General features: G+C 48.5%; 16 protein-coding genes. 11 read left to right on the forward strand and 5 right to left on the reverse strand.

Features of this window, described 5'->3' with window-relative positions:
• Positions 1-18: 18 nt before the first annotated feature.
• Both ABXS88_RS14625 and ABXS88_RS14630 read right to left on the reverse strand, forming a co-directional pair.
• A complete protein-coding gene (locus tag ABXS88_RS14625) occupies positions 19-1,242 on the reverse strand; it encodes an EAL domain-containing protein (RefSeq protein WP_353672782.1) in 1,224 nt (407 codons plus the stop codon).
• A 542-nt stretch (positions 1,243-1,784) separates the two neighbouring features.
• Positions 1,785-2,564, reverse strand: a complete 780-nt coding sequence (locus ABXS88_RS14630) for an SDR family NAD(P)-dependent oxidoreductase (RefSeq protein ID WP_353672783.1) — start codon at positions 2,562-2,564, stop codon at positions 1,785-1,787.
• A gap of 831 nt (positions 2,565-3,395) precedes the next feature.
• On the opposite strand from ABXS88_RS14630, the gene ABXS88_RS14635 reads away from it, so the two are divergent.
• The 5 genes from ABXS88_RS14635 to ABXS88_RS14655 all read left to right on the forward strand — a co-directional run bounded on the left by ABXS88_RS14635 (position 3,396) and on the right by ABXS88_RS14655 (position 14,659).
• Positions 3,396-10,169, forward strand: a complete 6,774-nt coding sequence (locus ABXS88_RS14635; protein WP_353672784.1) for a phytase — start codon at positions 3,396-3,398, stop codon at positions 10,167-10,169.
• 132 nt (positions 10,170-10,301) lie between these two features.
• Positions 10,302-11,636: a nicotinate phosphoribosyltransferase gene (locus ABXS88_RS14640; protein ID WP_353672785.1), complete on the forward strand. Its 1,335-nt coding sequence runs from the start codon at positions 10,302-10,304 to the stop codon at positions 11,634-11,636.
• Entirely contained in the window at positions 11,633-12,223 is a 591-nt protein-coding gene (locus tag ABXS88_RS14645) for a nicotinate-nucleotide adenylyltransferase (protein WP_353672786.1), read from the forward strand. Before ABXS88_RS14640 ends, ABXS88_RS14645 begins: the two co-directional genes overlap by 4 nt.
• Positions 12,224-12,264: 41 nt before the next feature.
• The gene (locus ABXS88_RS14650) at positions 12,265-12,984 is read left to right on the forward strand and encodes an NUDIX domain-containing protein (protein ID WP_353672787.1); all 720 of its coding nucleotides are present in this window, start codon (positions 12,265-12,267) and stop codon (positions 12,982-12,984) included.
• A gap of 4 nt (positions 12,985-12,988) precedes the next feature.
• On the forward strand, positions 12,989-14,659 hold the full coding sequence (locus ABXS88_RS14655; RefSeq protein WP_353672788.1) for an NAD+ synthase: 1,671 nt from the start codon (positions 12,989-12,991) through the stop codon (positions 14,657-14,659).
• 15 nt (positions 14,660-14,674) lie between these two features.
• Here ABXS88_RS14655 and ABXS88_RS14660 read toward each other — a convergent pair whose 3' ends face one another.
• A complete protein-coding gene (locus tag ABXS88_RS14660) occupies positions 14,675-15,937 on the reverse strand; it encodes a HAMP domain-containing sensor histidine kinase (protein ID WP_353672789.1) in 1,263 nt (420 codons plus the stop codon).
• A gap of 314 nt (positions 15,938-16,251) precedes the next feature.
• Between ABXS88_RS14660 and ABXS88_RS14665 the strand changes: the two genes are divergently transcribed.
• The gene (locus ABXS88_RS14665) at positions 16,252-18,534 is read left to right on the forward strand and encodes a SpoIIE family protein phosphatase (protein ID WP_353672790.1); all 2,283 of its coding nucleotides are present in this window, start codon (positions 16,252-16,254) and stop codon (positions 18,532-18,534) included.
• A gap of 2 nt (positions 18,535-18,536) precedes the next feature.
• On the opposite strand, the gene ABXS88_RS14670 is transcribed toward ABXS88_RS14665, so the two are convergent.
• Both ABXS88_RS14670 and ABXS88_RS14675 read right to left on the reverse strand, forming a co-directional pair.
• Positions 18,537-18,827 carry a hypothetical protein gene (locus tag ABXS88_RS14670; RefSeq protein WP_353672791.1) on the reverse strand — a complete coding sequence of 97 codons (291 nt, stop codon included), beginning with the start codon at positions 18,825-18,827 and terminating at the stop codon, positions 18,537-18,539.
• A gap of 18 nt (positions 18,828-18,845) precedes the next feature.
• Positions 18,846-19,940: a metallophosphoesterase gene (locus tag ABXS88_RS14675; protein ID WP_353672792.1), complete on the reverse strand. Its 1,095-nt coding sequence runs from the start codon at positions 19,938-19,940 to the stop codon at positions 18,846-18,848.
• 118 nt (positions 19,941-20,058) lie between these two features.
• Between ABXS88_RS14675 and ABXS88_RS14680 the strand changes: the two genes are divergently transcribed.
• From ABXS88_RS14680 to ABXS88_RS14700, 5 genes are all read left to right on the forward strand, one after another.
• Complete coding sequence (locus tag ABXS88_RS14680) at positions 20,059-22,248, forward strand: ATP-binding protein (RefSeq protein ID WP_353672793.1); 2,190 nt, start codon at positions 20,059-20,061, stop codon at positions 22,246-22,248.
• 546 nt (positions 22,249-22,794) lie between these two features.
• Positions 22,795-23,331, forward strand: coding sequence for a methyltransferase domain-containing protein (locus ABXS88_RS14685; protein ID WP_353672794.1), 537 nt, complete (start codon positions 22,795-22,797; stop codon positions 23,329-23,331).
• A gap of 14 nt (positions 23,332-23,345) precedes the next feature.
• Positions 23,346-24,422: a hypothetical protein gene (locus ABXS88_RS14690; RefSeq protein WP_353672795.1), complete on the forward strand. Its 1,077-nt coding sequence runs from the start codon at positions 23,346-23,348 to the stop codon at positions 24,420-24,422.
• Between the two features lie 5 nt (positions 24,423-24,427).
• Entirely contained in the window at positions 24,428-25,000 is a 573-nt protein-coding gene (locus ABXS88_RS14695) for a class I SAM-dependent methyltransferase (protein WP_353672796.1), read from the forward strand.
• A 30-nt stretch (positions 25,001-25,030) separates the two neighbouring features.
• Positions 25,031-25,390: a hypothetical protein gene (locus ABXS88_RS14700; protein ID WP_353672797.1), complete on the forward strand. Its 360-nt coding sequence runs from the start codon at positions 25,031-25,033 to the stop codon at positions 25,388-25,390.
• Positions 25,391-25,414: the final 24 nt, after the last annotated feature.

A 25,414-nucleotide genomic window follows, 5' to 3' on the forward strand; every position in this document is an offset into this window, starting at 1 on the left:
TGCTAAGAGCCAACAATTCTAGTAACAACAGGAAAAATGTTCAATGACTTTTTGAGGGATAAGGGGAGGATCAATTAAATAACCTTGGATAACATCACAGTCTATGGATTCTAGAATTTCCATTTGCTCTTTTTCCTCTACTCCCTCAACAATGACCTCTAACTCTAAGTCGTGACTAAGATTAATTAAATTCCTAACCAAGGAGATGCCTCGAGAAGAATACTGAAAGTCTTTTATGAATGACCGATCAATTTTAATGGTTGAAAGGGGGAGTTCTTTTAAAACTGAGAAGGATGAATAACCTGTTCCAAAATCATCAATAGCAGTTTTAATGCCCAGTTCCTGAATTTGTCGTAGAGTATAGACTGCCTGCTGAAAATCATGGAGAATGCAACTTTCTGTAACTTCCAGTTCTAGATTTTTCGTCGGGATAGGGATCTGCTGTAGGATACTCTTCAATTGAGCTAAAAAATTCTTATTTTGCAACTGTTGAGCAGAAATATTAATCGATAAAACAAAAGGAAGAATTGGGTTAGCTAGCCATTGCTGATACTGCCGACAGGCATGGGACAAAACCCAATAACCAGCAGAAATAATATCGCCACTCTTTTCAAGGCGAGGGATAAAATCCCTGGGAGAAATCACGCCTAAATTAGGATTCTGCCAACGAATCAGGGCTTCAACTCCCCGCAAGCGCTGATTTTTCAGAGAAAATTGGGGTTGATAGAGGAGAAAAAATTCTTTCAGTTCCAGGGCCGATGCTAATTCTTGGCCGATTAAATGGGAACGATAGGGATCTAGTTGATCTTCTCGATCGTCTCGATCTTTAGAGTTATCTGATTTTGTAAAGGATTGATAGGTACTCGATAAATCTGATTTAAGCGATAAAAAAGATTCTTTTCTTGGCTTTTGAGGATAGATTTTGCGAGTGAGTTTAAGATCGAAATATTCCACAAGCCGAAAGAGCAGTGGAATCAAAAATCGATGAAGAATAGACTCCCAGTTTCTGGTTTTTATCAACCAATAACAACTCTTTCTTAAACCCGAACCTAGCTGCTTAAACCATTTGATAATTAAACCAAATTCGGGGCAATTTGCCTCTAGTAAAATCGTCGCAGAGGAATGATGACAACGTTTTTTTGTGTAAGATTTATTTTTTTGATGTATCTTCAGGATCTTAGCCTTAGCGGCAGAGAGATTTAGTTTATAAGTATAGTAAAAAGAGTAGGATTCAAAATTCATAGTCGGGCCATCTATGGAATGATAACTAATGGAAACAAGCTTCCATTAATACAGAGAAATTAGGACTCTTAATATTGAGTAGAGTTATCTAGAGCCTATCGCAAAAAAGAAAAAACAATAACTTTATAAAGTATAAGGAATCCAGCTTGATTTTGAAGTATCTATTGTTACTAGGTTGAAATAAAAATCTAATTAACGATAAATGGTCTTAGCCAAAAAGTACACTTTAAATTCTAGGGTTGAATTCAGTCTTGATCCTATTGAATAGAGAAATTAAATGCAGGGCAAAGTGGGTTCTTTTGTTCTTTTTGTGCTCTTGGATTCATGACTTAGATTAATGATAGCGATCCCCATAAAAATCACTCTATTCTTAAGATTGTTATAAGGATTCAGCGAAAAAGACCTAAGAGAAAGTAGTGTTTATAACATTTACGCTTTCTTTGTCAATCTCCAACTCTGGGATAACAAGCTACCGAGTTTCCCCTGATGCTTTCTGGGAGCGGCTGGTTAGTCCCCCCACTTCCACCGTGGGGGGTTGAGGCCTAGACAGACTGGGGGACAGCTAAGAGCAAAATCCGATCCAGCAGGCCGGGAGCCAAACGTTGACACCACACGGCTAAATGACTCTGCCAACCGACTAGGATTTCAGTGCGGTTTTGACGCAGGCCCCGCAGGAGGGTTTTGGCCACGCGCTTAGCCGTCATCGGCCTCACCCAACGGAAGCGCTGGAGATCTTTGACCATGTCCGTATCGGTAAGGGTCGGCAGGAGAGTGACGACCCGAATATTGTAGTTAGCCAATTCTCCCCTCAGGGCCTGGCTAAAGCCCAGAATGGCAAACTTAGTGGCGGAGTAGGTGGCCATGGTGGGAGCCGCTACCTTGCCCATCAAACTGGAGACGTTGACGATGGTGCCTTCCTGTTGGGAAACCATGCGTCGGGCCACACAGCGAGTAATGGCGTACAGGCCCAGTAGGTTCAAGGAAATTTCTTGATGAACCTCCGGCAGACGGGCCTTGAGAAAGGAATTTTGGTGAGCAACTCCCGCACAGTTGACCAACAGATGAATTGGGCCATAGTCGCGCCAGGCCTTGGCAACAGTAGTATTCACCGCAATGGGATCAGTGAGATCTAAGGGGAGGACAATTGCTTCTAAGCCAGGATAAGCATTAGTTAACTCTATGGCCAGTTGTTGGAGTTGGTCTTGATTGCGGGCAACGAGCATTAGGCGGGATACCCCAGCCTGGGCTAATTCTGTAGCGATGGCCCGGCCAATACCCCGAGAGGCACCGGTAACGAGGGCAGTTTTACTTTGGAAATGCATACATCTACCTCCTAAATGACGATGAGGTGAAGGTGAATCATGACAGGCTAGGGGCTACCAATCTGAATACCTGCGGTTCCCCGGAGCGTTCAAAGGGGGATACCGTCAGGGCCTTGTCAGGATTGGGGCCAGGGCAGAGCCTATGCAGAATAAGGAAAATGGTTTAGTGTCTGAGTTTCAATCCAGAACCGTAGCGACGACACTCTGTACACAAGCATAGAGCATGGAAAAACGCCTCCTAAGATACTTCAGCGTAGAATTCGCTCTCGAACACACAGGATAACAAAATAGTCAAGGACTGGCAAGATTTCTTAATGATTTGCTGACAGTTTTGGGTCTGGTCTAGTGCAAGTGTTTAAGAAAAGGGAGACTGGGGCCAGTCCCCATGGACTAGGGATGGGCTTAGATTGGACGGTTTTAACCTGCCTTAAATCTTCCATTAACCTCTCTGGGATCGGCCCTGTGGTAACGTTTGGAGGCGTTGCAACAAAATCCTCAATTGTCTCTGGATTTAAGCTTAACTTGGTAGGTATATTTGCAGCGAGCAATCTTAAGAAGAAATTAATGCTCTGAACTTGCCCTGTATTGCAGATATTCTCCTACAAATTAATTCTTATGCACAGTTAATTTCATTGGCATCTTTCAAGTCCTTTTTTCTATCGAACTTATGTCCAAGGATACAAGTATTCGCTTTTCTCCATTTATGTTTTGCCCAAATCAAAACTCAAATGGCACCCTCCATCGCAGTATTGCCGGTTGAGCCCCCCCTCTTCCAACTTCTAATCGCACTTACCAACGCCATCCATTAAAGTCAAATCACAATTAACCCCTATGGCTCCCAAAGTAATTTTAATTTCCTTAGATGGTGCAACCGATACCATCGTTGATAAGTATCTCCAAACTGGAGTTTTAAGCTCTAGTACTGGTCTAGGACTGCTAAAAAGCAAGGGTTTGTCTGCTACCGCTAACGAAACCATTACACCTTCTCTTACGGCTCCTGCTCATATCGCGATCGCCACAGGTTCCACAGCCGTCAATAACGACATCAATGCCAACACTTTCCACTTAATTGCGAATCCCTTCACTTCAAATACCAGTGGCTTTGCCGCGCCAATTGGTGGCTACAACTATCAATCGGGTATTGATCCATCGGAAAGCGGTAATCCAACAGCTAACCCGATCTGGTTGGCACTTAAGAATGCTGGAAAAACAGTTGTTGCGGCAACCTTTCCTGGTGCAGATGGCGTAAATATCAAATCATCGACGGGAATTGTTTTAGATAAAGCCGCAGATCGCACCGTTGATTACACAGTGCCTTTCGGAGCATTTGGTGGACCTTTCTTTACTGGTGGATCGGGCGGTCGGGGTTTCAGTCTTACTGCTGCGAACTTTAATGTTGACAGTGCTCAAGCCGTTACTGGTTTGAATGCGTTAGGTAAGACTTTCTATGGTGCAGTAAAAGTTGCGAACTTAGAAACCCTTACGGCAACTGCGCTTACGGGTAATAGTAGTGCAGGTTATGACCTGAAAGTTGCGGCGATCGACACCAGCAATGACAACACTGTTAACTACGACACCTTAGTTGTTTTTGATGCCAACGTCGGTATTAAGGGACCTTCGAGTTTGCCTTCCACAGGTTCCGCTTTTATCAAAGTCAGCGACCCAAAATCTATTCCCTTTTTCTTTGACGGCAGCAATAATAAGGTTGGGACAGCTTTTTATGCCAGCACCCTCGCACCTGATCTTTCCAAAGTCAATATTGCCCGCTACTCGGCATACTATATCCCCCGCCCTGCCGAAAGTCCTGGGGTAATCGCCAATGTCGATGACATCAACAACAACATCGGCTTTTGGGCTCCCCAGGCAGATTTCCGCTTCCCCGAACGGATCAACACGGGACTCACTCAGTTTAGCGATGCGGAACTCGAAGCAATTTACGAAGATCAGGTCAAGACTTTTGTCGAATACCAGACTAAGGTTCTGCTCCGCAGTATTCAACAAAACCCCAATGCCGATCTCGTCCTCGGCTATATCGAACAGCCCGATGGCTCCGAACACCAATTCTTGCTCACCGATCCCCGTCAAGCCACGGACTTCACTAACCCCAACAGCATTGGCGCAGGTCAAGATGCAGCTAAGGTAGCACGTTATAAAGGATATGTTGAAACAGCTTACAAGCTTGCTAACGAAGCCGTCCAGAAAGTGATTGACACTGTAGGGGTTGATGCTAATGGCGATCCCAACAGCAACATCATCGTCGTCTCTGATCACGGCTTCTCACCCTTCCATACCGCTGTTAGCATGAACAACTTGCTAAAAAATGCAGGTTTCGACAGCAATAAGGTTCGGGCGATCACCAGTGGACCGGCAGTCAATATTTACATCAACCTCAAGGGACGCGAGCCTAACGGTACGGTTGAAGTTGCCGAGTATTTAACCCTTCAACAGCAGGTAAAAACACTTCTGAACAGTTTGGTTGACACCAATCCTAACTATGTCAATAGTGGTGCTACCAGCAATAAGGTTTTTGACAAGATTTATAGCCGTCAAGTCCCAGCTAACGCGACTACAGCTAACGAGGTGATTAACGCACGGGGTGAGTTTATCGGTGAAGATACGGGCGATGTATTTGCCCTATTGTCCACTGGCTATAACTTTGATGGCGTGCAATCGGCAACGGCTCCAGTAATTCGTAAAGGCGACGATCCTAACAGTCAAAGTACCGCCGTTTTCTCCGTGCCCAACTTCTATGGTGCTCACGGTTATGATCCCACTTTGCCAGACATGAAGGCGATTTTCTATGCGGCGGGTCCCGATGTCAGCCAACAGTCGCTTGGTAATGTCAACAACATTGACGTAGCACCAACTATTGAGAAAATTTTGGGCGTAACCCCAGCCGCTACGGTTAATGGTACGGCTCTGACATTAAATTCCGTTCTCCCCACACCAACAGAAGCTGGTAAAACCGTTGTCGAGTCATCAAAGCTTTTAGCCAATACAACTTTTGCCACGAGCTTTATTCCGACAGGTGCGGCGGGAACGGTAAATGGCAATCAGGTTGCAATTGGCGGCTTGTCGGGCGTAACTTACGATGCTGCAAACGATCGCTACTATGCAATTTCCGACGATCGCTCTTCCATCGCCCCAGCGCGTTTCTATACCTTTACCCTCGACAAGACAACGGGGGCGGTTACGTTTACCAATGTGACTCCCATCAAGGACGCTGGCGGGAATTTCTTTGGGGTTAACAGCCTCGATCCTGAAGGTATTGCTTTAACCAAGAATGGAACCGTCTTTATCTCCTCTGAAGGTGAAGCCAATCCAGCGGTTGGTCGCGTTACGGCTCCTTTTGTTAAGGAATTTAACTTGACCACTGGGCAAGAAGTGCGATCACTAAGCATACCGACCAAATTTGTGCCTGTAGTCCAGGACACCAATAATAACAACGTTGTTGATGCTGGTGATACGCAAACGGCTGGGGTTCGCAATAACTTGGCTTTTGAAAGCTTGACGATTTCTCCCGATCAAAAAACGCTATTCACAGCGACAGAGAACGCTCTATTCCAAGATGGCGTGGCTGCTGATGTCAACAATGGTACAAGATCACGCATCGTTCAGTTCAACCTCACCACTGGTCAAGCGGAAAAAGAATATCTCTATGTAACCGATAAGGTCGCCGTAAGCCCTAATCCTGCTAATGCTTTTGCTACCAATGGCTTGGTGGATTTGTTGGCGATCGACAATCGCGGTACGTTCCTCGCACTAGAGCGCTCGTTTTCCACTGGTGCAGTTGGTACGATCGCGAACACGGGTAACACGATCAAGATTTACGAAATCTCCTTGCAAGGCGCGACCGATATTAGCGTCAACGCCTCCTTGAGCAGTCTGACTGCCGAACAATTGGCGGCGATTGCCCCAGTACAAAAACGGTTGTTGTTAAGTCTCGATTCGTTAAACTTGCCCACGGGAACCGACAACATTGAAGGGATTACCTTTGGCCCCAAGCTTGCCGATGGTCGTCAGTCCATTGTGTTAGTCAGCGACAATAACTTCAGTTCCACTCAGTTCACACAAATCTTGACTCTGAGTGCAGATGTCGTGCCTACGGCTGCTCCGCTCAACGAAACCCGTCCCGCGCTTATTGATGATGGTACAAAGCCCTTCAGTCAACGCGCTGATGCTGACGATCCTGCGGTGTATGTCAATGCCACTGACGCTTCTAAGAGCTTGGTTGTTACTAGCGTCAAGAATGGCGGTTTGCGGATTTACGATCTCGCTGGCAATCTGTTGCAGACGATCAATCCTAGCAATCCCGACATCCGATACAACAATGTGGATTTACAGTATGGTTTTACGCTTGGTGGTCAAAAGGTTGATATCGCCGTAGCCAGCGATCGCAATAACGACAAACTCGCAATCTTCAAAATTGATGCCAATGGCACGGGCGGCAATTATTTAACCAACATCACCGATCCCAGCGCTGCCACCATTTTCCAAGGTGCGCCCTTCACCGGTGAATTTGATCCCGATTCCATTAGCGCTTACGGCTTAACAATTTATCGTAGCCCCGTCACCCAAGATTACTACGTTTTTACTAGCCGACGCGAAACTGGCGATATTGCCCAGTTGAAACTCGTTGACAAAGGTAATGGTGCAATCGGCTATCAGTTAGTACGGAACTTTACAGTTCCCACCATTGATGGACGCGACCCTCAAACTGAAGGCATGGTTGTTGATCAAGAGACAGGTTTTCTATATATCGGTCAAGAGAATGTCGGTATCTGGAAGTATGGAGCCGAACCCAATAGCAGTAATGTCGGTACGCTCATTGATAAAGTCAAAGCCTTGGGCGGTAAAAATCTGATCGAAGATGTTGAAGGATTGACCATTTACTATGGTAAAGATGGTGCTGGTTATCTCTTTGTTTCCAGCCAAGGCGATAACACTTTCGCGGCGTATGCTCGTGAAGGCAACAATGACTTTATCGGACGCTTTGCTATTGGCAATAATGGAGCGATCGATAGCGTGCAGGAATCCGATGGCGCAGATGTGATTAATGTGCCTTTGGGCGGGAATTTTCCCTTCGGTGCATTCATTACTCAAGATGGCAGCAACGATCCTGCGGTGTTGGTAGAAGATGATGGCGAATTGGAAAATATCAGTAGCAATTTCAAGTTCGTTCCTTTTGAAAATATTGCTAATGCTTTTGCAACGCCTCTCACAATTGATACCACAAGCTACGATCCCCGCAATCCTCAAGCTAACTCTTTACTCAACGGTGTGGCAAGTGGTGACACCACCCAGACTTCAACGGTGCTGTGGACTCGTAGTAATTTTACGGGCAATGTCAAGTTTGAGTATTCCACTAAATCGGATTTCAGCACGATCGCAGGGGCAAAAACAGCTACCGTTACCAATCCACTGCAACCCGTCAAGGTTGATGTTACAGGACTCACCCCAGATACCAATTACTTCTATCGTGTCACCGATGCGGCGGGAGATATTGCTACGGGCAAGTTCAGCACGGCGGCGGCGATCGGTAAACAGACTGGGTTACGCTTTGGTGTAGCAGGCGATTGGCGCGGCGAATTAGCTCCCTATCCTGCGATTTCCAATGCTGACGATCGCAACCTCAAATTCTTCTTTGAGTTTGGTGACACCATTTATGGGGACGTTGCCTCCCCTGCTCTACGCAATGCCGATGGCACAGAAAAATCCCAAGCCACAACCCTTGACGACTATCGCACCAAATATACCGAAGTCTATGGACAGCGCTATGGTCAAAACCCATGGGCAGATTTACGGGCTTCCACTTCGATTTTGGCAACCATTGACGATCACGAAGTCACTAACGATTTTGCTGGAGGTGCGCCGATCGCCAGTGATAGTCGCTTCCAAGCCGCTTTCCCCAGCGATAGCGGCAGTGCCTTGATCAATGACAGTACTCTCTTTGAAAATGGCTTACAGGCTTTCCAAGAGTACAAGCCAATTCAGGATCAGTTCTATGGACAAACTGGCGACCCCAGAACAGCAGGCGAACGCAAACTCTATCGCGTCAATACTTACGGTAGCGATGCGGTCAATTTTGTCTTGGATGCTCGCTCTTTCCGCGATCCTGAATTAGCCGGTGTCACCAATCCTAACAACCCTACCCAAGTAGGAACTTTCCTTGCCCAGTCTTTTAATCCTAGCCGTACTCTACTTGGTCGCGCTCAGGTAGACGATCTCAAGCATGATTTGCTCAAGGCGCAGCAGGATGGCATCACTTGGAAGTTTATTAATATTCCTGAGCCGATCCAAAATTTGGGAATTGTTGGTGCAGGCGATCGCTATGAAGGTTATGCCGCCGAACGCACGGAAATTCTTAAGTTCATTGATGACAATAAAATCAACAACGTTGTTTTTATCAGTGCTGATATCCATGGCACATTGGTCAATAACCTTACCTATCAACTGGGGGTAGGGCAAGCCCAAATTGCTACGAATGCCTTTGAAATTACCACAGGCTCAGTAGCCTATGATGCGCCCTTTGGACCAACCGTTGCCGATCTGGCGGTTGCCGCAGGCTTGATTAACTCGCAGCAAAAAGCCTTCTACGATTCCCTCCCTGTTGCTAATGATGCCGATAGCACTCCCAACGATAAGGATGACTTCATCAAATCCATCGTTGATGGTGGTTTAGCACCTCTCGGCTACGATCCCCTTGGTCTCAACAACAATCTCGCTCAAGCCAATGGCCTCATTAATGCCACCCTGCTCCAAGGAGATTACGTGGCAACCCACACCTATGGCTGGACAGAGTTTGATATCGACCCGCTGACTCAAAAGCTAACAGTGACCACCTACGGCATCGATTCCTATACTCGAGCGCAACTGGAGGCCAATCCAGAGGCCATTACCAGCCGTCAGCCCAAGATTGTGAGTCAGTTTGAAGTCTTGCCCCAGACAATACAACCTAAATCTCAATTAGTGGTAGGAACCCCAGGGGATGATGATTTGACGGCCCTCAATGGTGCAACCTTTGACGGTCGCAATAACCAAGTCTTCACCGGAGCCGGTAACGATACTGTTGACCTCCTCTTTAACGCTGGTGCTTTTGGGGCCGGCAATAACCGTATTAACCTCGGTCGCGGGGCCGACACCATCTTTGTCAACCAGCACGAGCGGGTTTTTGGTAGTGATGGGGATGATACCTTCGAGGCCAGTGAGGGCCGGGGCGGCAATCGTATTGCCGGTGGAGCCGGTAACGATACCTTCTTCCTGGGCCATAATGACCGGGCCCTGGGGGGTGAGGGCAACGACCAATTCTACGTCGGCACTGGAGCCGATAACCTGCTCAGTGGTGGGGCTGGGGCCGACCAGTTCTGGCTGGTGAACGGGGAACTGCCCGAGGGGGCCAATACCATCCTCGACTTCCAAGCAGGAGTTGACGTAATCGGCTTCTCCGGTAGCGCGGCCCTGGGCATTAGTCCCACTAGCTTGACCTTGGTTCAGGCGGGGGCCAATACCGTCATTCGTCTGGGGACGCAAGCCCTGGGAATTCTGAACGGAATTGAGGCCGCAAGTCTCAACCTTACCGATGCCAGTCAATTTGTGTTTGCCTAAGCGCTGGGCCCCTACGGGGGCCTTTTTTAAGGCCCTTCTTTGACCATCACTTCAGAGCTTAGGGATTGCCTTTTATAGTAAAAAACACTATTATTGGGGTAATCTTCCGACCCTGCTAAGCAGATTTCGGTCATGATCACCCCTACGGCCTCTCGTCTTACCCTTGGTCTTGATGACCTTGCCCTTGTTACTGATCTCTATCAACTCACCATGATGGCCTGCTATGCCGGTGAGGGCCTGGCAGAACAGACCGCCTGTTTTGAGTTATTTGTCCGTCGCTTGCCCCCGGATTTTGGCTACTTGATTGCCATGGGGCTCCAGGATGCCCTGACCTACCTGGAGCATTTACACTTTACGCCTCGTCAGATCGAACAACTCCAAGGTATGGGTCTGTTTGACCAGGCCCCGGCGGCTTTCTGGCAACAGTTGGCCCAATTCAAGTTTACCGGCTCGGTTTGGGCCGTACCGGAGGGCACCGCTGTGTTTGCCCAGGAACCCCTCCTGCGGATTGAAGCCCCCCTCTGGCAAGCTCAATTGGTGGAAACCTTTTTGCTCAATACCATCAACTATCAAACCCTGATTGCAACGCGGGCCGCTCGTTTGCGTCAAGTGGCAGGGCCAGGGGCAACCTTGTTAGAATTTGGCACCCGTCGGGCCTTTAGTCCCCAGGCAGCTCTCTGGGCGGCACGGGCAGCCTTGGCAGCAGGCTTTGATGCCACCTCCAATGTCTTGGCGGCCCTGCAACTGGGGGAAAAACCCAGTGGTACCATGGCTCATGCTCTGGTCATGGCTTTTAAGGCCACGGCAGGGACGGAGGACGAGGCCTTCACGGCTTTTCAGCGCTATTTTCCCCAGGCCCCTTTACTAATCGATACCTTTGACACGGTGGCAGCAGCAGAACGTTTGGCCCAGCAGGTGCAGGTTGGAAGCCGACAAGTGCGGGGAGTCCGCCTCGATTCAGGGGATTTAGTGGCCCTCTCCCAAACGGTGCGTCGGCTCTTACCCGACATCCAAATTTTCGCCAGTGGGGATTTGGATGAAGTCACCGTTGCGGCTTTAATTGCCCAGGGGGCCAGTTTAGACGGCTATGGTATTGGGACTAAATTAGTGACAGGAAACCCCGTCAATGGTGTTTATAAATTGGTGGAGATCGGGGGCCAACCCACCCTCAAACGCTCTCAGGACAAGGCCACCTATCCCGGTCGTAAGCAAATTTTTCGCTCGGTCCAGGCAGACCGCCTCGGTTTGGCCACGGAATCGCCTCTAACGGGAGAAGTTCCTCTCCTTCAACCAGTTATGGAACAGGGCCAACGACGCTTAGCCTCCGAATCCCTGGCCCAATTGCGGCAACGTACGGCCCAATCGGTACAGGCCCTAGCCCCCGATCTACAGTCCATTACTGGCCCTCATCCCTATCCCGTTACGATTTCTGAGTCCCTCGAAGCCCTCCGTCAATCCCTGCTATGAAAATCGCCCTGTTTGGTACCAGTGCTGACCCTCCTACCGCGGCCCACCAGGCCATCCTGGAATGGTTGGCCCAAGATTACGACCAAGTCGCGGTTTGGGCGTCAGATAATCCCTTCAAGGCCCACCAGAGTCCTCTGCCCGACCGTTTGGCCATGCTGACCTTACTGGTGCAGAGTCTGGGCTATGGCCATATTCAGGTCTGGCCCGAACTTAGCGACCGCCGCAGTTTACTCAGTTTGCAACGGGCCCAGTCCCTGTGGGGGCCCCAGCAGGACTACAGTTTGGTGATTGGTTCTGACCTGATTCAACAAATTCATCAGTGGTACCAGGCCCCCCAACTCTTGACCGCTGTTACGCTGGTAATTTTCCCTCGACCTGGTTATCCGATTAAGGCAGCGGATTTAGCGGCCTTAACCCAACGTGGTGCCCGCTATTGTTTGGTACCTGCCCAGGCCCCAGCGGTATCCTCCTCCCGTTACCGCCAAACCCAGGATCAAACCCTAATTCCTGAGCCAGTCAAGGACTATATCCAACGTCACCACCTGTATCTTCCCTGGGCCGTCGCCACACCGGAACAACGGCCATAAACCGAATCCTGTTAACCTAGCCGACTTTTTCCCGATTGTCTATGCAACCTGTTTCTCCTAACGCCCTCGCCGATTTTAAGGTAGGTGTTGATAACGTCATTTTTTCCGTCGATAGTCAACTCAACCGTCTCCTCGTCCTCCTGGTCAAGCGTCAGGAAGACCCCTTTGCCGGTGATTGGAGCTTGCCCGGTACTTTGGTTCGTCAGGGAGAATCTCTAGAAGCCGCTGCCCAGCGTATTCTGGCGGAAAAAATTCAAGTCGATAACCTCTATTTAGAACAGCTTTATACCTTTGGGGGCCCTGGCCGAGACCCCCGTGAGGCCCCGGAACAGTACGATGTCCGCTATCTGTCCGTCAGCTACTTCGCCCTTGTCCGCTACGAAGAGGCCAAGCTGATGGAAAAAAATATCAGTACAGTTGCCTGGCACAATCTGCTCAATCTACCCTCCCTGGCCTTCGACCACCAGCAGATCCTAGACTACGGTTATCGTCGCCTCCGTAGCAAAGTGGAGTACAGTCCCATTGCCTTTGATGTCTTGCCGGAATGCTTTACTCTCAACGAGTTGTACCAACTCTACAGCACGATTCTCGGGGCCAATTTTTCCGATTACTCCAACTTTCGGGCCAAATTGCTCAAGCTCGGCTTTTTAGCTGATACCGGCCGCAAAGTGATCCGGGGGGCCGGTCGGCCGGCCAGTCTCTACCGCTTTAATGCTCAGGCCTTTTTGCCCTACCAAGATAAACCCCTCGTTTTTGTCTAACGTCATGAAACTTGCCCTGGCCCAACTCAATCCGACCATTGGTGATCTTGCCGGTAATGCCCAAAAAATTCTGGCCCAGGCCCAACGGGCCCACCAAGCAGGGGCAGATCTGCTATTGACCCCTGAATTGGCCCTTTGTGGCTATCCACCGCGGGATCTGTTGCTCGATCCCGCTTTTATCCAGGCCCTGGAACAGCAACTGCAAGACTTGGCCCAGGCCTGTCCGGCAGGTCTTGGCCTAATAGTGGGAACCGTGACCGCCAACCCCGAAGCCCAGACTCAGGGGGGCAAGGGCCTCTGGAATAGCGCCGTACTCCTGGGGGAGGGCCAAGTTCAGCACCGTTTTCATAAGCGTCTCCTGCCCACCTACGATGTCTTTGACGAAGACCGCTATTTTGCTCCCGGCGGGACCCAGGGGTATTTTCTCTGGGCAGGCCTGAAAATTGGCGTGACCATCTGCGAAGACCTCTGGAATGATGAGGCTTTTTGGGGCCAGCGCCGTTATGCCCATAATCCGTTAGCGGATTTGGCCCAGGCCGGGGTGGATTTGGTCTTGAACCTGTCGGCTTCGCCCTACAGCCTGGCCAAGCAACGTCTGCGGGAGGCCCTGGTTCAGCATAGCGCCCAGCGTTTTCAACTGCCCATCGTCTATGCGAATCAGGTGGGGGGGAATGACGACTTAATTTTTGACGGAGCCAGTTTTGCTGTTAATCGTCAGGGCCATTTACTGTGTCGGGCCAAGGCCTTTGCAGAAGAGCTGATTTACCTTGATTTTGAGACGACCCAGGGAGATTTTTTAGCCGGGCCTTGTCAATCATTACCAGAGTCAGAGCCGGCTGAACTCTTTGCAGCTCTGGTGTTGGGCGTGAAGGATTATCTACACAAATGCGGTTTTAGCCGGGCCGTACTGGGTCTAAGTGGGGGCATTGATTCTGCCTTGGTGGCGGCCATTGCCGTCGCGGCCCTGGGTGCCGAGAACGTTCTGGGAATTTTAATGCCCTCTCCCTACAGTTCCGACCACTCCCTCAGCGATGCTTTGGCCCTGGCCCAGAATCTGGGAATTACCACCCACACGGTTCCCATTGAACCGGCCATGGCCACCTACGACCAAATGCTGGCCCCCTTGTTTCAGGGAACACCCTTTGGCCTGGCCGAGGAAAATATTCAGGCCCGGATTCGGGGCAATGTATTGATGGCCATCGCCAACAAATTTGGCCACCTACTGCTAACCACCGGCAACAAGTCGGAAATGGCCGTGGGCTATTGTACTCTCTACGGCGATATGAACGGCGGCCTGGCTGTCATTGCCGACCTGCCAAAAACCCAAGTCTTTAAGCTCTGCCATTGGCTCAATCGAGAAGACGAAGTCATTCCGGCCCACATCCTGAGCAAACCCCCCAGTGCGGAACTCAAACCCGGCCAAGTAGATCAAGATTCCCTACCTCCCTACGAGATCCTGGACCGAATCCTAGAACGCTTTATCCACCATCACCAATCCCGTCAGGAAATTATTCAGGCCGGTTTTGAGCCGGAGACGGTTCACCGCGTTGCTCATCTGATCCGCCGGGCTGAATTTAAGCGTCGCCAGGCCGCCCCTGGCCTGAAGGTGACAGACCGGGCCTTTGGCAGTGGTTGGCGGATGCCCATTGCGATGAAACCCAGTTGGGAGGCGTGAAGGGGGAAACCAGCCCTAACCCAGGGGTAAATAAAGGGTCAGGATCTCCTCTTGGGGGGAGCGCCGACGAATGGTTAATTTGGCCCCCAGGGCCTGGAACAGATTCTTGGTGACATCTAGATTCAGGCTAAGGCGGCCCGTTTCCGGCTGAAACAGGAGGATTTCCCCCAGGGCCTTGAGGGGATTCACCTCGTAGCTGGCCTGGATATGGAACTGTAGCTTCAGTTGATCCCCCGCCGTCCCCACCTGGAGTTGAATGGCCCCGCCGCCGGCCAAGCTCCGTACAAATTTTTCGATTAACCCGGTTAGTACTTGATCCAGCAAAATCGGATTGCTGGCCACCTGGGGCAGGGTGGAGGGCAGATCCACGGCTAAGGCAACGCCATGACGCTGGGCCTGGTGTTGCCACCGGGGAATACATTGCTGGAATAGTTGTTCTAGGGAAGTGGGAACCAGGGATAATGGTTCTTTCTGGGGACTGGTGGCCAATTCTGTCGCTCGGAAAATTAACTCCATACGGCCAATTTGCTCCGTACATTCCCGGTCGATGGCCTGGACTCGTTGCTTAATATCAGCGGGCAAGTCTCGACGTTTTAACAACAAACGGGTCATAGTACGGATACTGGTCAGGGGAGTCCGAATTTCGTGGGTCAGGGCCTGGATCAATTCCACATCCACAGAAGGTGGCGATGGTCGGCCCTCCGGGATGGGCATGGGAGGGGGCGGGGCCAAATGAATGGGGGCCAGATAGCTAAGGAGATAATGGCTAAAGTCTGTAACGAGTTGGTAATCTGGTGTGGGGGCCTGCCAGTCGGTCAACCAGGGAGCGAGGCCGGACAGGGGTAAACGGGCCTGGAGTCGCGATAGGGCCGCCAGGAGTTGTTCTGGGTTAAAGCTAAAGTGAAATTGGGGTTGGCCCTGGGCATCCTCTCCTACCAGCATCAAGAGGCCAAAGCGCTCCGTTAAAAGCAGGCAAAATTGCTCCTGGGCCAGGGGGTCTTGGGGAGGAAGAAAGACTTCCTGAACGAGGGAAACACTAGGTTTAGTTCTGGCGCTTGCCAGGGTTGTTTCGGGTAAGCGGGCCAGGGGCAAACCGGCCAGGGGAGTCAAGACCACACTGGGGCAACGGGACAACAGGTCGGGATGACTTAAAACGGGCATGGGGCCGCAGAGACAAAGGCCCTGGACAATATTTTGATGCAGCAACAAAGTTTCGAGGGCGGCAACGGCGGCAAACCAATGGTACTGGGCCTGTTGTTGGGCCCTAGACCAGGACATCACTGTTGCCACAGGCAAAGTGGCCCGACCATTTGTCGTGGCAATCGGGACAAAAAGATCACTTAGTTTGCTATCGACCCCTGGGCTTGAAATCATTGCGGTGGGGATACTCTACACTCTGCTCAAATCTTAAACGCAAGGGCCCGTTTTCCCTAGCCGTAGAACCGAACCGAGGGCTAGGCGATAACCGTGCCAATGCCTTTGGGCCCGGCGGTTGCTGGTTCAATCTGGGCGGGATCGAGAGTCTTTTTCCGTCGATGCGTCACGCAAAGTGCTATAAGCTAAGCAAGCTTTCAACTGTTTGGGAAAGTCCTATGCTCCCTCGCTCCTCCTGGGACGGCTGGTTTCAGCCGGCTATTCGGCTGATCAATCGTCTGAAGTATCCCCAAAAGTTTGCGCTCCTCAGCTTTGTGTTACTGTTGCCCTTGGCATTAGCGCTCTATCTGCTGTTGTCAGAAATTCAGGGCCAGATTAATTTCGCGGCCAAGGAACTCGATGGGCTCCATTATCTCCAGGCCCTAGAACGTTTTCAGCAAGCGGTTCTCTCATTGCCTCCCCAGGCCTCAGCGAGCAACATAAACGCCGAACGCTTGGCCGCTTGGCAAGACCTGAAACAAGCCGAGCAGACCTGGGGGCCTAGTCTAAAAACCGAAGCTCGTTTCCAGGCCCTGGGTCAATACGGGCCACAATCGACCTCCGCCCCTCTTGCGAAGGGCCCTCTTCTGGCCGCCTTGGCCCGGCTGAGAACTCAGGTGGGTGACCAATCTAATCTCATCCTTGACCCCGATCTGGACAGCTACTATCTAATGGACGCCATTCTCCTGCGTTTGCCGGGGATTCAAGTCGATCTAGCCGCTGTCGTTGATCTGACCCCCGAGGGACATCTATCTCCCCTCCAGCGAGCCCAACTGGTGACCTGGGGAGAACGCATCGAGCAAGCTAACCAGGCCCTGCAAACCTATACCACCGTGGCCTTTGAGCATAACCGGGATGGCCAACTCCGTCCCCGTCTAGAAAGTCCTCTCCAGGCTTTTGGTGAAGAACTCGACCAAGTAACTCTCCCCTTGGCCCGTTTTGCTGATCCCCAGGATACCCCCTCCCTGCCAGCCCTTAAACGTCAAGCCCTGCAGGCCCTGCGATCCAGCTTCCCGGTGTGGCAAAAAACGAGCACCGAACTAGAGCACTTACTGCAAAAGCGCATCCAGCGCTTCCGTTATCGTCAGTGGTCTCTCAGTCTATTTGTGCTATTCACCCTGGCCATGGCCCTGTACCTCTTTATTGGCTTTTATCGCAGTGTGATGCAGACTGTGGAAAGTCTGAGCCAGGCCGCCCGCCGCATGGTGGATGGCACCCAAACCCAAGGGGTACAACTACAAACCCAAGATGAGATGGCCATGGTCATTCACTCCTTTAATACCGTCGCCGATGCCCTGCGCCTGGCAGAAGCCAAGTACCGGAGTATTGTCGAAAATGCGGTGGAAGGGATTTACCAAACGACGGTAACCGGCCAGTATCTGATGGCCAATCCAATGTTGGCCCAGATTTATGGTTACGATTCGCCCACGGAATTGATCGAGCATTTGAGTAACATCGAAACCCAACTCTACGTGAACCCAGAGCGGCGTCAAGATTTTATTCAATTAATGGCTGAGCAGGGAAAAGTCTGGGGTTTTGAATCTGAAGTGTATCGCAAGGATGGTAGTACCCTCTGGATTTCCGAAGCCGCCAGGGCCATTTATGATCCCCAGGGCCAGCTCCTGGGTTTCGAGGGGACAGTGGTGGATATCACCCGTCGTAAACAGGATGAAGGAGAAATTGCCCGCCTTACCCAGCAACTCCAGGATGAAAATTTACGCATGAGCGCGGAACTCTCGGTGACTCGACGCTTGCAGAGTATGCTGATGCCCTCGGAAGAGGAACTCAGCCGGGTGGCCGACCTGGATATTGCCGGTTTTATTGAGCCGGCGGCAGAGGTGGGAGGAGATTACTACGATATTCAACAGGCCCATGGCCGGGTGCGGATCAGTATTGGGGATGTAACAGGCCACGGTCTGGAAAGTAGCTTGGTGATGATCATGGCCCAAACCGCTGTCCGAACCTTATTGGCCAACGGAGAAACTGACCCCGCCCGCCTTCTGAATGCGGTGAATCAAACGATTTACGAAAATACCCGGCGCATGGGTTCCTATAAAAACATGACCCTGGCCCTGTTGGAGTACGAAGCAGGCCTGCTAAGACTCAGCGGCCAGCACGAAGAACTGATTATTGTGCGGGCCAACGGGGAAGCGGAGCAGATCGATACCTTCGATCTGGGCTTTCCCCTGGGGCTGGAGTTGGATATTTCCCGGTTTGTGGCCGAGGCCCAGATCCAATTTTTCCCCGGTGACATTGCGGTTCTCTATACCGATGGCATCACCGAGGCCATGAATCCGGCCAAGGAACAGTACGGTCTAGCGCGGATTCAAAAAGTTGTAGTGGCGCACCGTCAGCAGTCCGCCACCCAAATCCGTCAGGCCCTGATCGATGACCTCAAGTCCTGGATTCATACCCAGCGGGTATTCGATGATATTACCCTCCTTGTCCTCAAGCAACTGTAGCTTTAGGGGGCCGCTTTAATTTTCTGGGCCTGGGCCGGACATTGTTTCAGCACCGCCGCCCGGGTTCTTTGGCGCAGGGCCTTGGGGCTGACTTTTTCTGATTTTTCGATCTGCTCCATGAGGTAATCAGTGGCGACATCCTGAGCAACGGCTTCACTCTTACCTGCCTTGATGGCATCACAGAAGAGTTGGGCTGCCCGTTGGATATCGGGTTCTGTAACGGCTGCTTGGGCCGGAGCCAGGCCGCCGAACAACAGGCCACTCAGCGCAAGCAAGGGTAGGATTCGTATCAAGGTGATTACTCCTAAAGACTATAGGTTGAGTACGGTATCGTTGTCGGTAAAGGTGAGGTGGGGCGGGTGATTAAAGTAACTGAACTGTTGTAGGAAGGCCCGCACCGTGGGGGGGAAATGGGGAAAGTCAAATTTGCCATCGCCAGCGGCCACATCGGCCCAGAAGTAGCGTAGGGATTCCAGGAGGGGTTCCGTCGCCTCTGGAGCAATGTTGAGGGGAGGGGAGGTGAGCAGGCGGGTCATAAAGCGGGCAGAACGGTCGCCTAAAAACTGACGGGAGGTTTGGGCCAGGTCGGGATAGTTTTCAACGGCATCAATGCGGTAGGATTTCACTGCTAATTGCCGGGCCGTAGGGGTCAAGTCGGCCTCGATCACCCGGTAGGGATGGGGATAGCTCACCAAAGAGCCTGTGGTAATTTCGTAAATGCCGTCCTGATGGGCAATGTCCTGGACGTGGAGATGGCCGGTCAGGATTAACTTGACCTGGTATTGCTGGAGAATTTGCAAGAGAGCCGGTGCGTTCTCCAGCATATAGCGACAGCCTAGGTTATGGGTAGACTGGCCCGGTAAATGCTCAATCACATTGTGGTGGATCATGACTAGCACAAACTCTCCGCGACATTGCTGGAGTTGGTGGGTCAGCCATTGCAATTGGGCCGTGTCCAAACGACCCACCTGTTCTCCGCTGTCATTAAATCCATTGGAGTTGAGGCCAATCAATTGTACGCCGGGCAGTAAGGTCTGACGATAATCCAGGCCCTTGGCTTGGTCATAGCCACAGTGGGAATAATAGTCAGCAAAGGTATCTAGGCCAACGGCCTTGGGCGTCGATTGCGGCACCGTTACATCGTGATTACCCGGAATCACGTAGGCCGGAAAGGGCAGTCGGGTCAAGCGATCACTCAGCCAAGCATGGTTATCGGGTTCCCCGTCCTGGGTTAAATCCCCTGGAATCAGCAGAAAATCCAGGTCTAATTGTTCTAGATGAGCCAGGGCCTGGTTGAGGGCGGCCAAACTCACCTCCACCAAGTGAAAACGCTGGGCGATGGGCTCAATAGTATGGGGCAGGGCCACATGGGGGTCGCTGATGATGGCAAAGCGGAAGGTCGGCATAGAAAATCCGAGGGACGAGAATTCTATAATAATGCTTAGAATTTACTCTACGGTGGATAACCCTCGTCATCATAGAAAGGTGACGGACTGCTCTCTACCATAAGGTTATCTGACGGGAATGCTGCCAGCTTTTTCACCTACCTTTCACCGTGTATTACCGACCATTACCGTAGAACGCCTACTCCGTCTATGGCAGGCACTGGCAGACAAGGGAGGAAACAGTACACATCTCGTCATGGAATCCCAGGGGAATAGGCGCTTTTGCCTGCTCCTAGCGCCAACTTTTCAGGCCCTGTTAGAAGCTGAGTCCGCTTCTCCCCACCACGAAGCCATTTCCCTCACCCTGTCAGAAGCCGTCATTGCCGACTTCATCGAGCAACGCCACCTCGTCCTGGCCCCGGCCATGCTGGTGCAATCCCCAGGCCTTCATCCCCTGCAACAGCAGTTTCTATTATCGTTGCTGGAAATTCTCAGTAGTGATAGCAGTAGCCTACCGGCAGAAATGGCTCCCCCCGTAGAACTCCAGGCCAGCCAAGACCGGGTTCTTAGTCAGGTTATTGCTCAGATTCGTCAAAGCTTAGACCTCTCCGTGATTTTAAAGACGGCCGTCACGGAAGTCCAAAAATTCCTCTATGTTGACCGTCTGGTAATTTATCAATTCCAAAATGCCCCTAATCAGCCGGCATTGCCGTCGGCCCCCCGCCAACGTTACGGTCAAGTCACCTACGAGGCCCGGCGCTCTCCCGAAATTCCCACCATGCTTAACTTGGTGACGGAAAATGACTGCTTTTCCCAGGTGATTATTTACGAACAAAAATATTTAAATGGTCAGGTCGTTGCCATTAACGATATCGAGCGTCAGTATTCCTCTTCCTATTGTTTAATCGGCTTGCTTCAGCAACACCATATCCGGGCTAAGTTGATTGCTCCGATTGTGGTGGAAAAGCAACTCTGGGGTTTACTGATTGCCCATCAGTGCCATTGTCCCCGGCAATGGTTAGAACAAGAACAAAATTTCCTGGGCCAGATTGGTGAACACCTAGCGGTGGCCATTGTCCAGGCCAAACTATATGCCGAAGTTCAGCACCAAAAACATACCTTTGAGAAACGGGTGATTGAACGCACTAAAGATCTGCGGGATACCCTCCTGACGGCCCAGGCCGCCAATCATCTCAAAGGAGAATTTTTAGATAACATCACCCATGAATTGAGAACCCCGCTCACCTGCATCATTGGTCTGTCGGGAACCCTCCTGCACTGGTTTGATAAGGCCCAAAGTCTATCCCTCGATAAACAGAAACATTACCTCCAAACCATCCAAGACAGCGGCAAGCAATTAATGACCCTCATTAACGGCATTATTGAGTTGTCTCAATTAGAATCTGGCCAATCGGTTCTGAACTTCCAACTCTTTTCCCTTTATCATTTGACCCAGCATTTAATCCATAGTTTAGAAGCCATGGCCCAAGCGAAAAATATTAAATTAGAGTTGGATTTACAAATTCAAAGTGAGCAGGATGAATTTTGTGCCGACCCTGAAAGACTAGAACAAATCCTACAGCATCTACTGAATAATGCCATCAAATTTACTCCTCCAGAGGGTATGGTAATTCTCCGGTTGTGGAAGGAAAAAAATCAGGCTGTTTTTCAAGTAGAAGATACAGGTGTGGGCATTGCCAATGAACAGGTTCCCTTTCTTTTTGAAGCCTTTAAACAGTTAAATGATAACCCCCAAAGAACTTACGAAGGCAGTGGTATTGGCCTGGCCCTGACCAAGCAATTAGTGGAGCTACATCGGGGCCGCATTGAAGTTGATTCCACCCCCGGTAAAGGCTCGATATTTACCATTTTTATCCCGTACCAAAATCTTTCCTTCCTCGACAAGAATGCTCGACTTAATCCCAATGCGAATATTAATCCTCTCAATTCTGGCGTCGTCGTCATTGAGCAAGATGAAGAAATTGCGACTCTTATTTGTGAGCTCTTGACGGCGGCTAACTATCAAGTCATTTGGCTCATTGAAACGGCTAACTCTGTCAAACAAATTGAGCTATTACAACCCGGTATTGTGATTATCGATCAAGATTTCAAAGATGTGAATCAAATCAGCCGCCTCCTCAAGGGTTCCCATCGCATTACTAACCTAAAAGTGATTCTTTTGAGCGAGCAAATTTCCTCGGCGGAGTGGCAAACCTTTTCCCAAAACGGCATTGATGATTATCTCCTCAAACCCCTACAACCCGACCTGCTTCTACAACGACTAAATACTCTTCGCAACAGCCTCCAGGAAACCAAACCTAGTCTGTGAGAGGCTAGATAACCTAAAAGCAAAACAGTTCCTGTTACCCTGAGTGATAGATACATTTTAAACAGTTTTTTGTGCTTACCTAAGGTTGATATAGGGTAGAGTTCTCAGAAAGATAAGGATTACGCTCAAAAGGTTAAATCTCTTTAAAAATACTTCCCTCTACTGATTTCATTAATGCCCCCAACATAAGAGAATAGTCTAATGTCTTTTTTTGATACGATTCTACTAAGCAAGCACCTGATTATCCAGATGGTTGATGCCCATTGTCTTGAGCGACATCTAGCAAAAGTTCAGATGACAACGAAAAAGCCGCATTGAGGATAAGGAAACTAACAGCGTTGATTGCTAAGTTTTTTGAAGATGAGAATTGCTATCGAAGATTCAAGGGTAATCTAAGGTAAGACATTTAAGTCAAAATACACGACTTAGAAACTGTTTCAGATATACCAAGTAAAAATTCAAATGCTAGAATAGAAACTAGTCATCTATTTAAGTGATTGTTGTTGCAACATTAATATAGTTTTAATTATATGTATAAATGAAGTTATGAGTAATAAAATAAAACTCCATATTGGAGGCACTCAAGTTCATCCTGAATGGAAAATTTTAGACATTGAAGCCCGTCCAGAAGTTGATTATGTAGGTAATGCCAATAATTTGTCACAATTCTCTGACAATTCTGTTGATGTTATTTACGCAAGCCATGTGCTAGAGCATTTTTATTATAATGTTGACAATGAATTAGCTAACACCTTGATAGAATGGCATCGGGTACTAAAGTCAGGGGGAAAATTGATGGTTAGTGTACCGGATTTAAAAACTTTATGCTGGTTGTATCTTCACCCCAATGCCCACCCTCTCGAACGTCATCATATTATGCGAATGATATTTGGTGGACAGACAAATATTTATGATGTTCATAAAGTAGGATTTGACGAGGATATACTGGCTATGTATTTAGAAATGGCGGGTTTTGATAGCTATGAGCGAGTTATGGAGTTTAACATATTTCAAGACTGTAGTTCAATCAAGCTAGTCAATACCCATGTAAGTTTGAATGTTATTGCATCTAAAAGCCTGTGACGGAGGGGGGGGCTATGCTTCACTTTTTTTGGAGTAATTATATTCTATCTGATAATAGCTTCAATATCTATGAGCAATCTAATGCGGAAATAGCAAAATGGGCAGAATACTATTTATCACAAAAAATAAGTTTTCATCAATCTTCTTGGTCTTCCGGAAGAGTTACAGAGTCTCCTGATGATATTTTGTTAGGTCATTTAACATGGGATGGGAGAAGTCAACGACAGAGAGATAAGCAAGGGACGATTCGTCGAAACTGGATTAAAGACAATTCCTTGAACATATGTGAAAAATGTCATCCTAATACCTATATTCTTACTCCTTGGGTTCCAAGTTTTCCATCAATTTGGGTTGATAATATGCCACACTATCAAAGTCAATTATTAGCCGCCAAAAAAATTTTTGCTTTATGTGGTAAAATTTGGATTGAAAAAACCTTTGCAAAAAATGATGATTCAATTGAGTTTATAGTTAAAGACAAATTAATCCATTTAAATATGGGGGTAGCCTATCAAAACTTTCCTATTAAAAAGCAAAAATTCAATCAAAAAGGTGAAAGGCAATTACTCCATATCAGCAACTTAGCTGATTACAAGGGATTCGATATTACCGGTCTTAGTTTAATTGGTGTTGATACTCTTCTTCATGTTGCAACATCATCTATTCAAGCTCCAATTGGATTGCTAAATCTAGAAATTAACAACCAAGATTTTACTTTTAATTTCATTGGTAATATTGACAATAATGATGACGAATTTAATCAATGGGCTGTTGAAAATTGCGACTTCTATATTCATACAGGGAAAATGGATGCACAAGCGACAACTATATTAGAAAATTGTTCACGAGGGCTAATCCCTCTTGTGACCCCGGAAAGTGGCTTTGCCTGCCCCCATGCCATTTATCTCACCCACAATCCTGAAAAAAATCGTAAGATTATAGAATGGGCTCTTGAATTACCAGAGGAGGAATTAATGCAACGCAGTTATCTAATTCGAGAATATATCCAACGCGAACATAACTGGGAAACAATTTTCAACTCCATTTGGAATAATATTATTGTTAGTTGTGCACACTCTGTCACTCATTAATAATCATGTCAAACAATAATCAAAAAGTTGATCAACGGCTGTATATTGATCGTGAAAAACTTAGAGAGTTAGAACTTAATATTCGTCTATGCAGGCACATCGAGCGATACGCACTTTTACGTCAATTTGCTAAGGGTGTTGTTTGTGATGCTGCTTGTGGATGTGGTTACGGCAGTTATTTGTTGTCTACTAATCCCGATGTCACTAAAGTGATTGGTTTGGATTTAGATAAAGATACGATTGACTATGCTAAGAAAGAATATACCACCGAAAAAACAGAATTTTATGCAACAGACTTGGAGCGTTGGGTCTGCTCAGAAAAAATAGATATGCTGATTTCAGTAGAAACCATTGAGCACATTATAAATACATCTCTGATGCCAAAGTTTGTCAACCGTAACTCCATTAATCATCTGATTTTAACTTATCCATCGAAAAAAACTACTCATTACAACCCGTTCCACCATCATAATTTCAATTTGGCCACCATACTAGATATGTTTAGTGATTTTACTTGCTATAAACATTTCAATTGGGAATATGAATTTGACGTAGTTTTTTTATTGAGAAGCAAATAAGCTTCAATGAATTTTTATCTATTGAAACTTATGCAATCAAAAAACTTATATTTATTAATGCTGCAAAGCTCTCAAGAAGTTTTAAAAAAGAGCATTTTTGCCATTCAAATTGAAATAAAGTTTTCCCTTTTTTACTGCGATCAACCTTTATTTGTAACGGAAAATGATCCTCATAAGCTTTTAAAGTTGGCTTGCATCGCTGATATTTTAAATTTCCCTGATTATACATTGGGAATTATGGAGCATTTAACGCTAAGTCATGGGGCTGATCCCCGCTATAATTTAGCGAATACCATTTTTGATAGGCTTTCTCAATTTTCTGATTTAGTTGAGCAAGGTTTAGAAAATTTACCCGTGATCCAAAGTATTCAAGATTACATTAGATTTTAAAAAAATAGATGTTAAAGATTTTTG

It is taken from the genome of Synechocystis sp. LKSZ1, assembly GCF_040436315.1.
Taxonomy (GTDB): Bacteria; Cyanobacteriota; Cyanobacteriia; order Cyanobacteriales; family Microcystaceae; genus Synechocystis.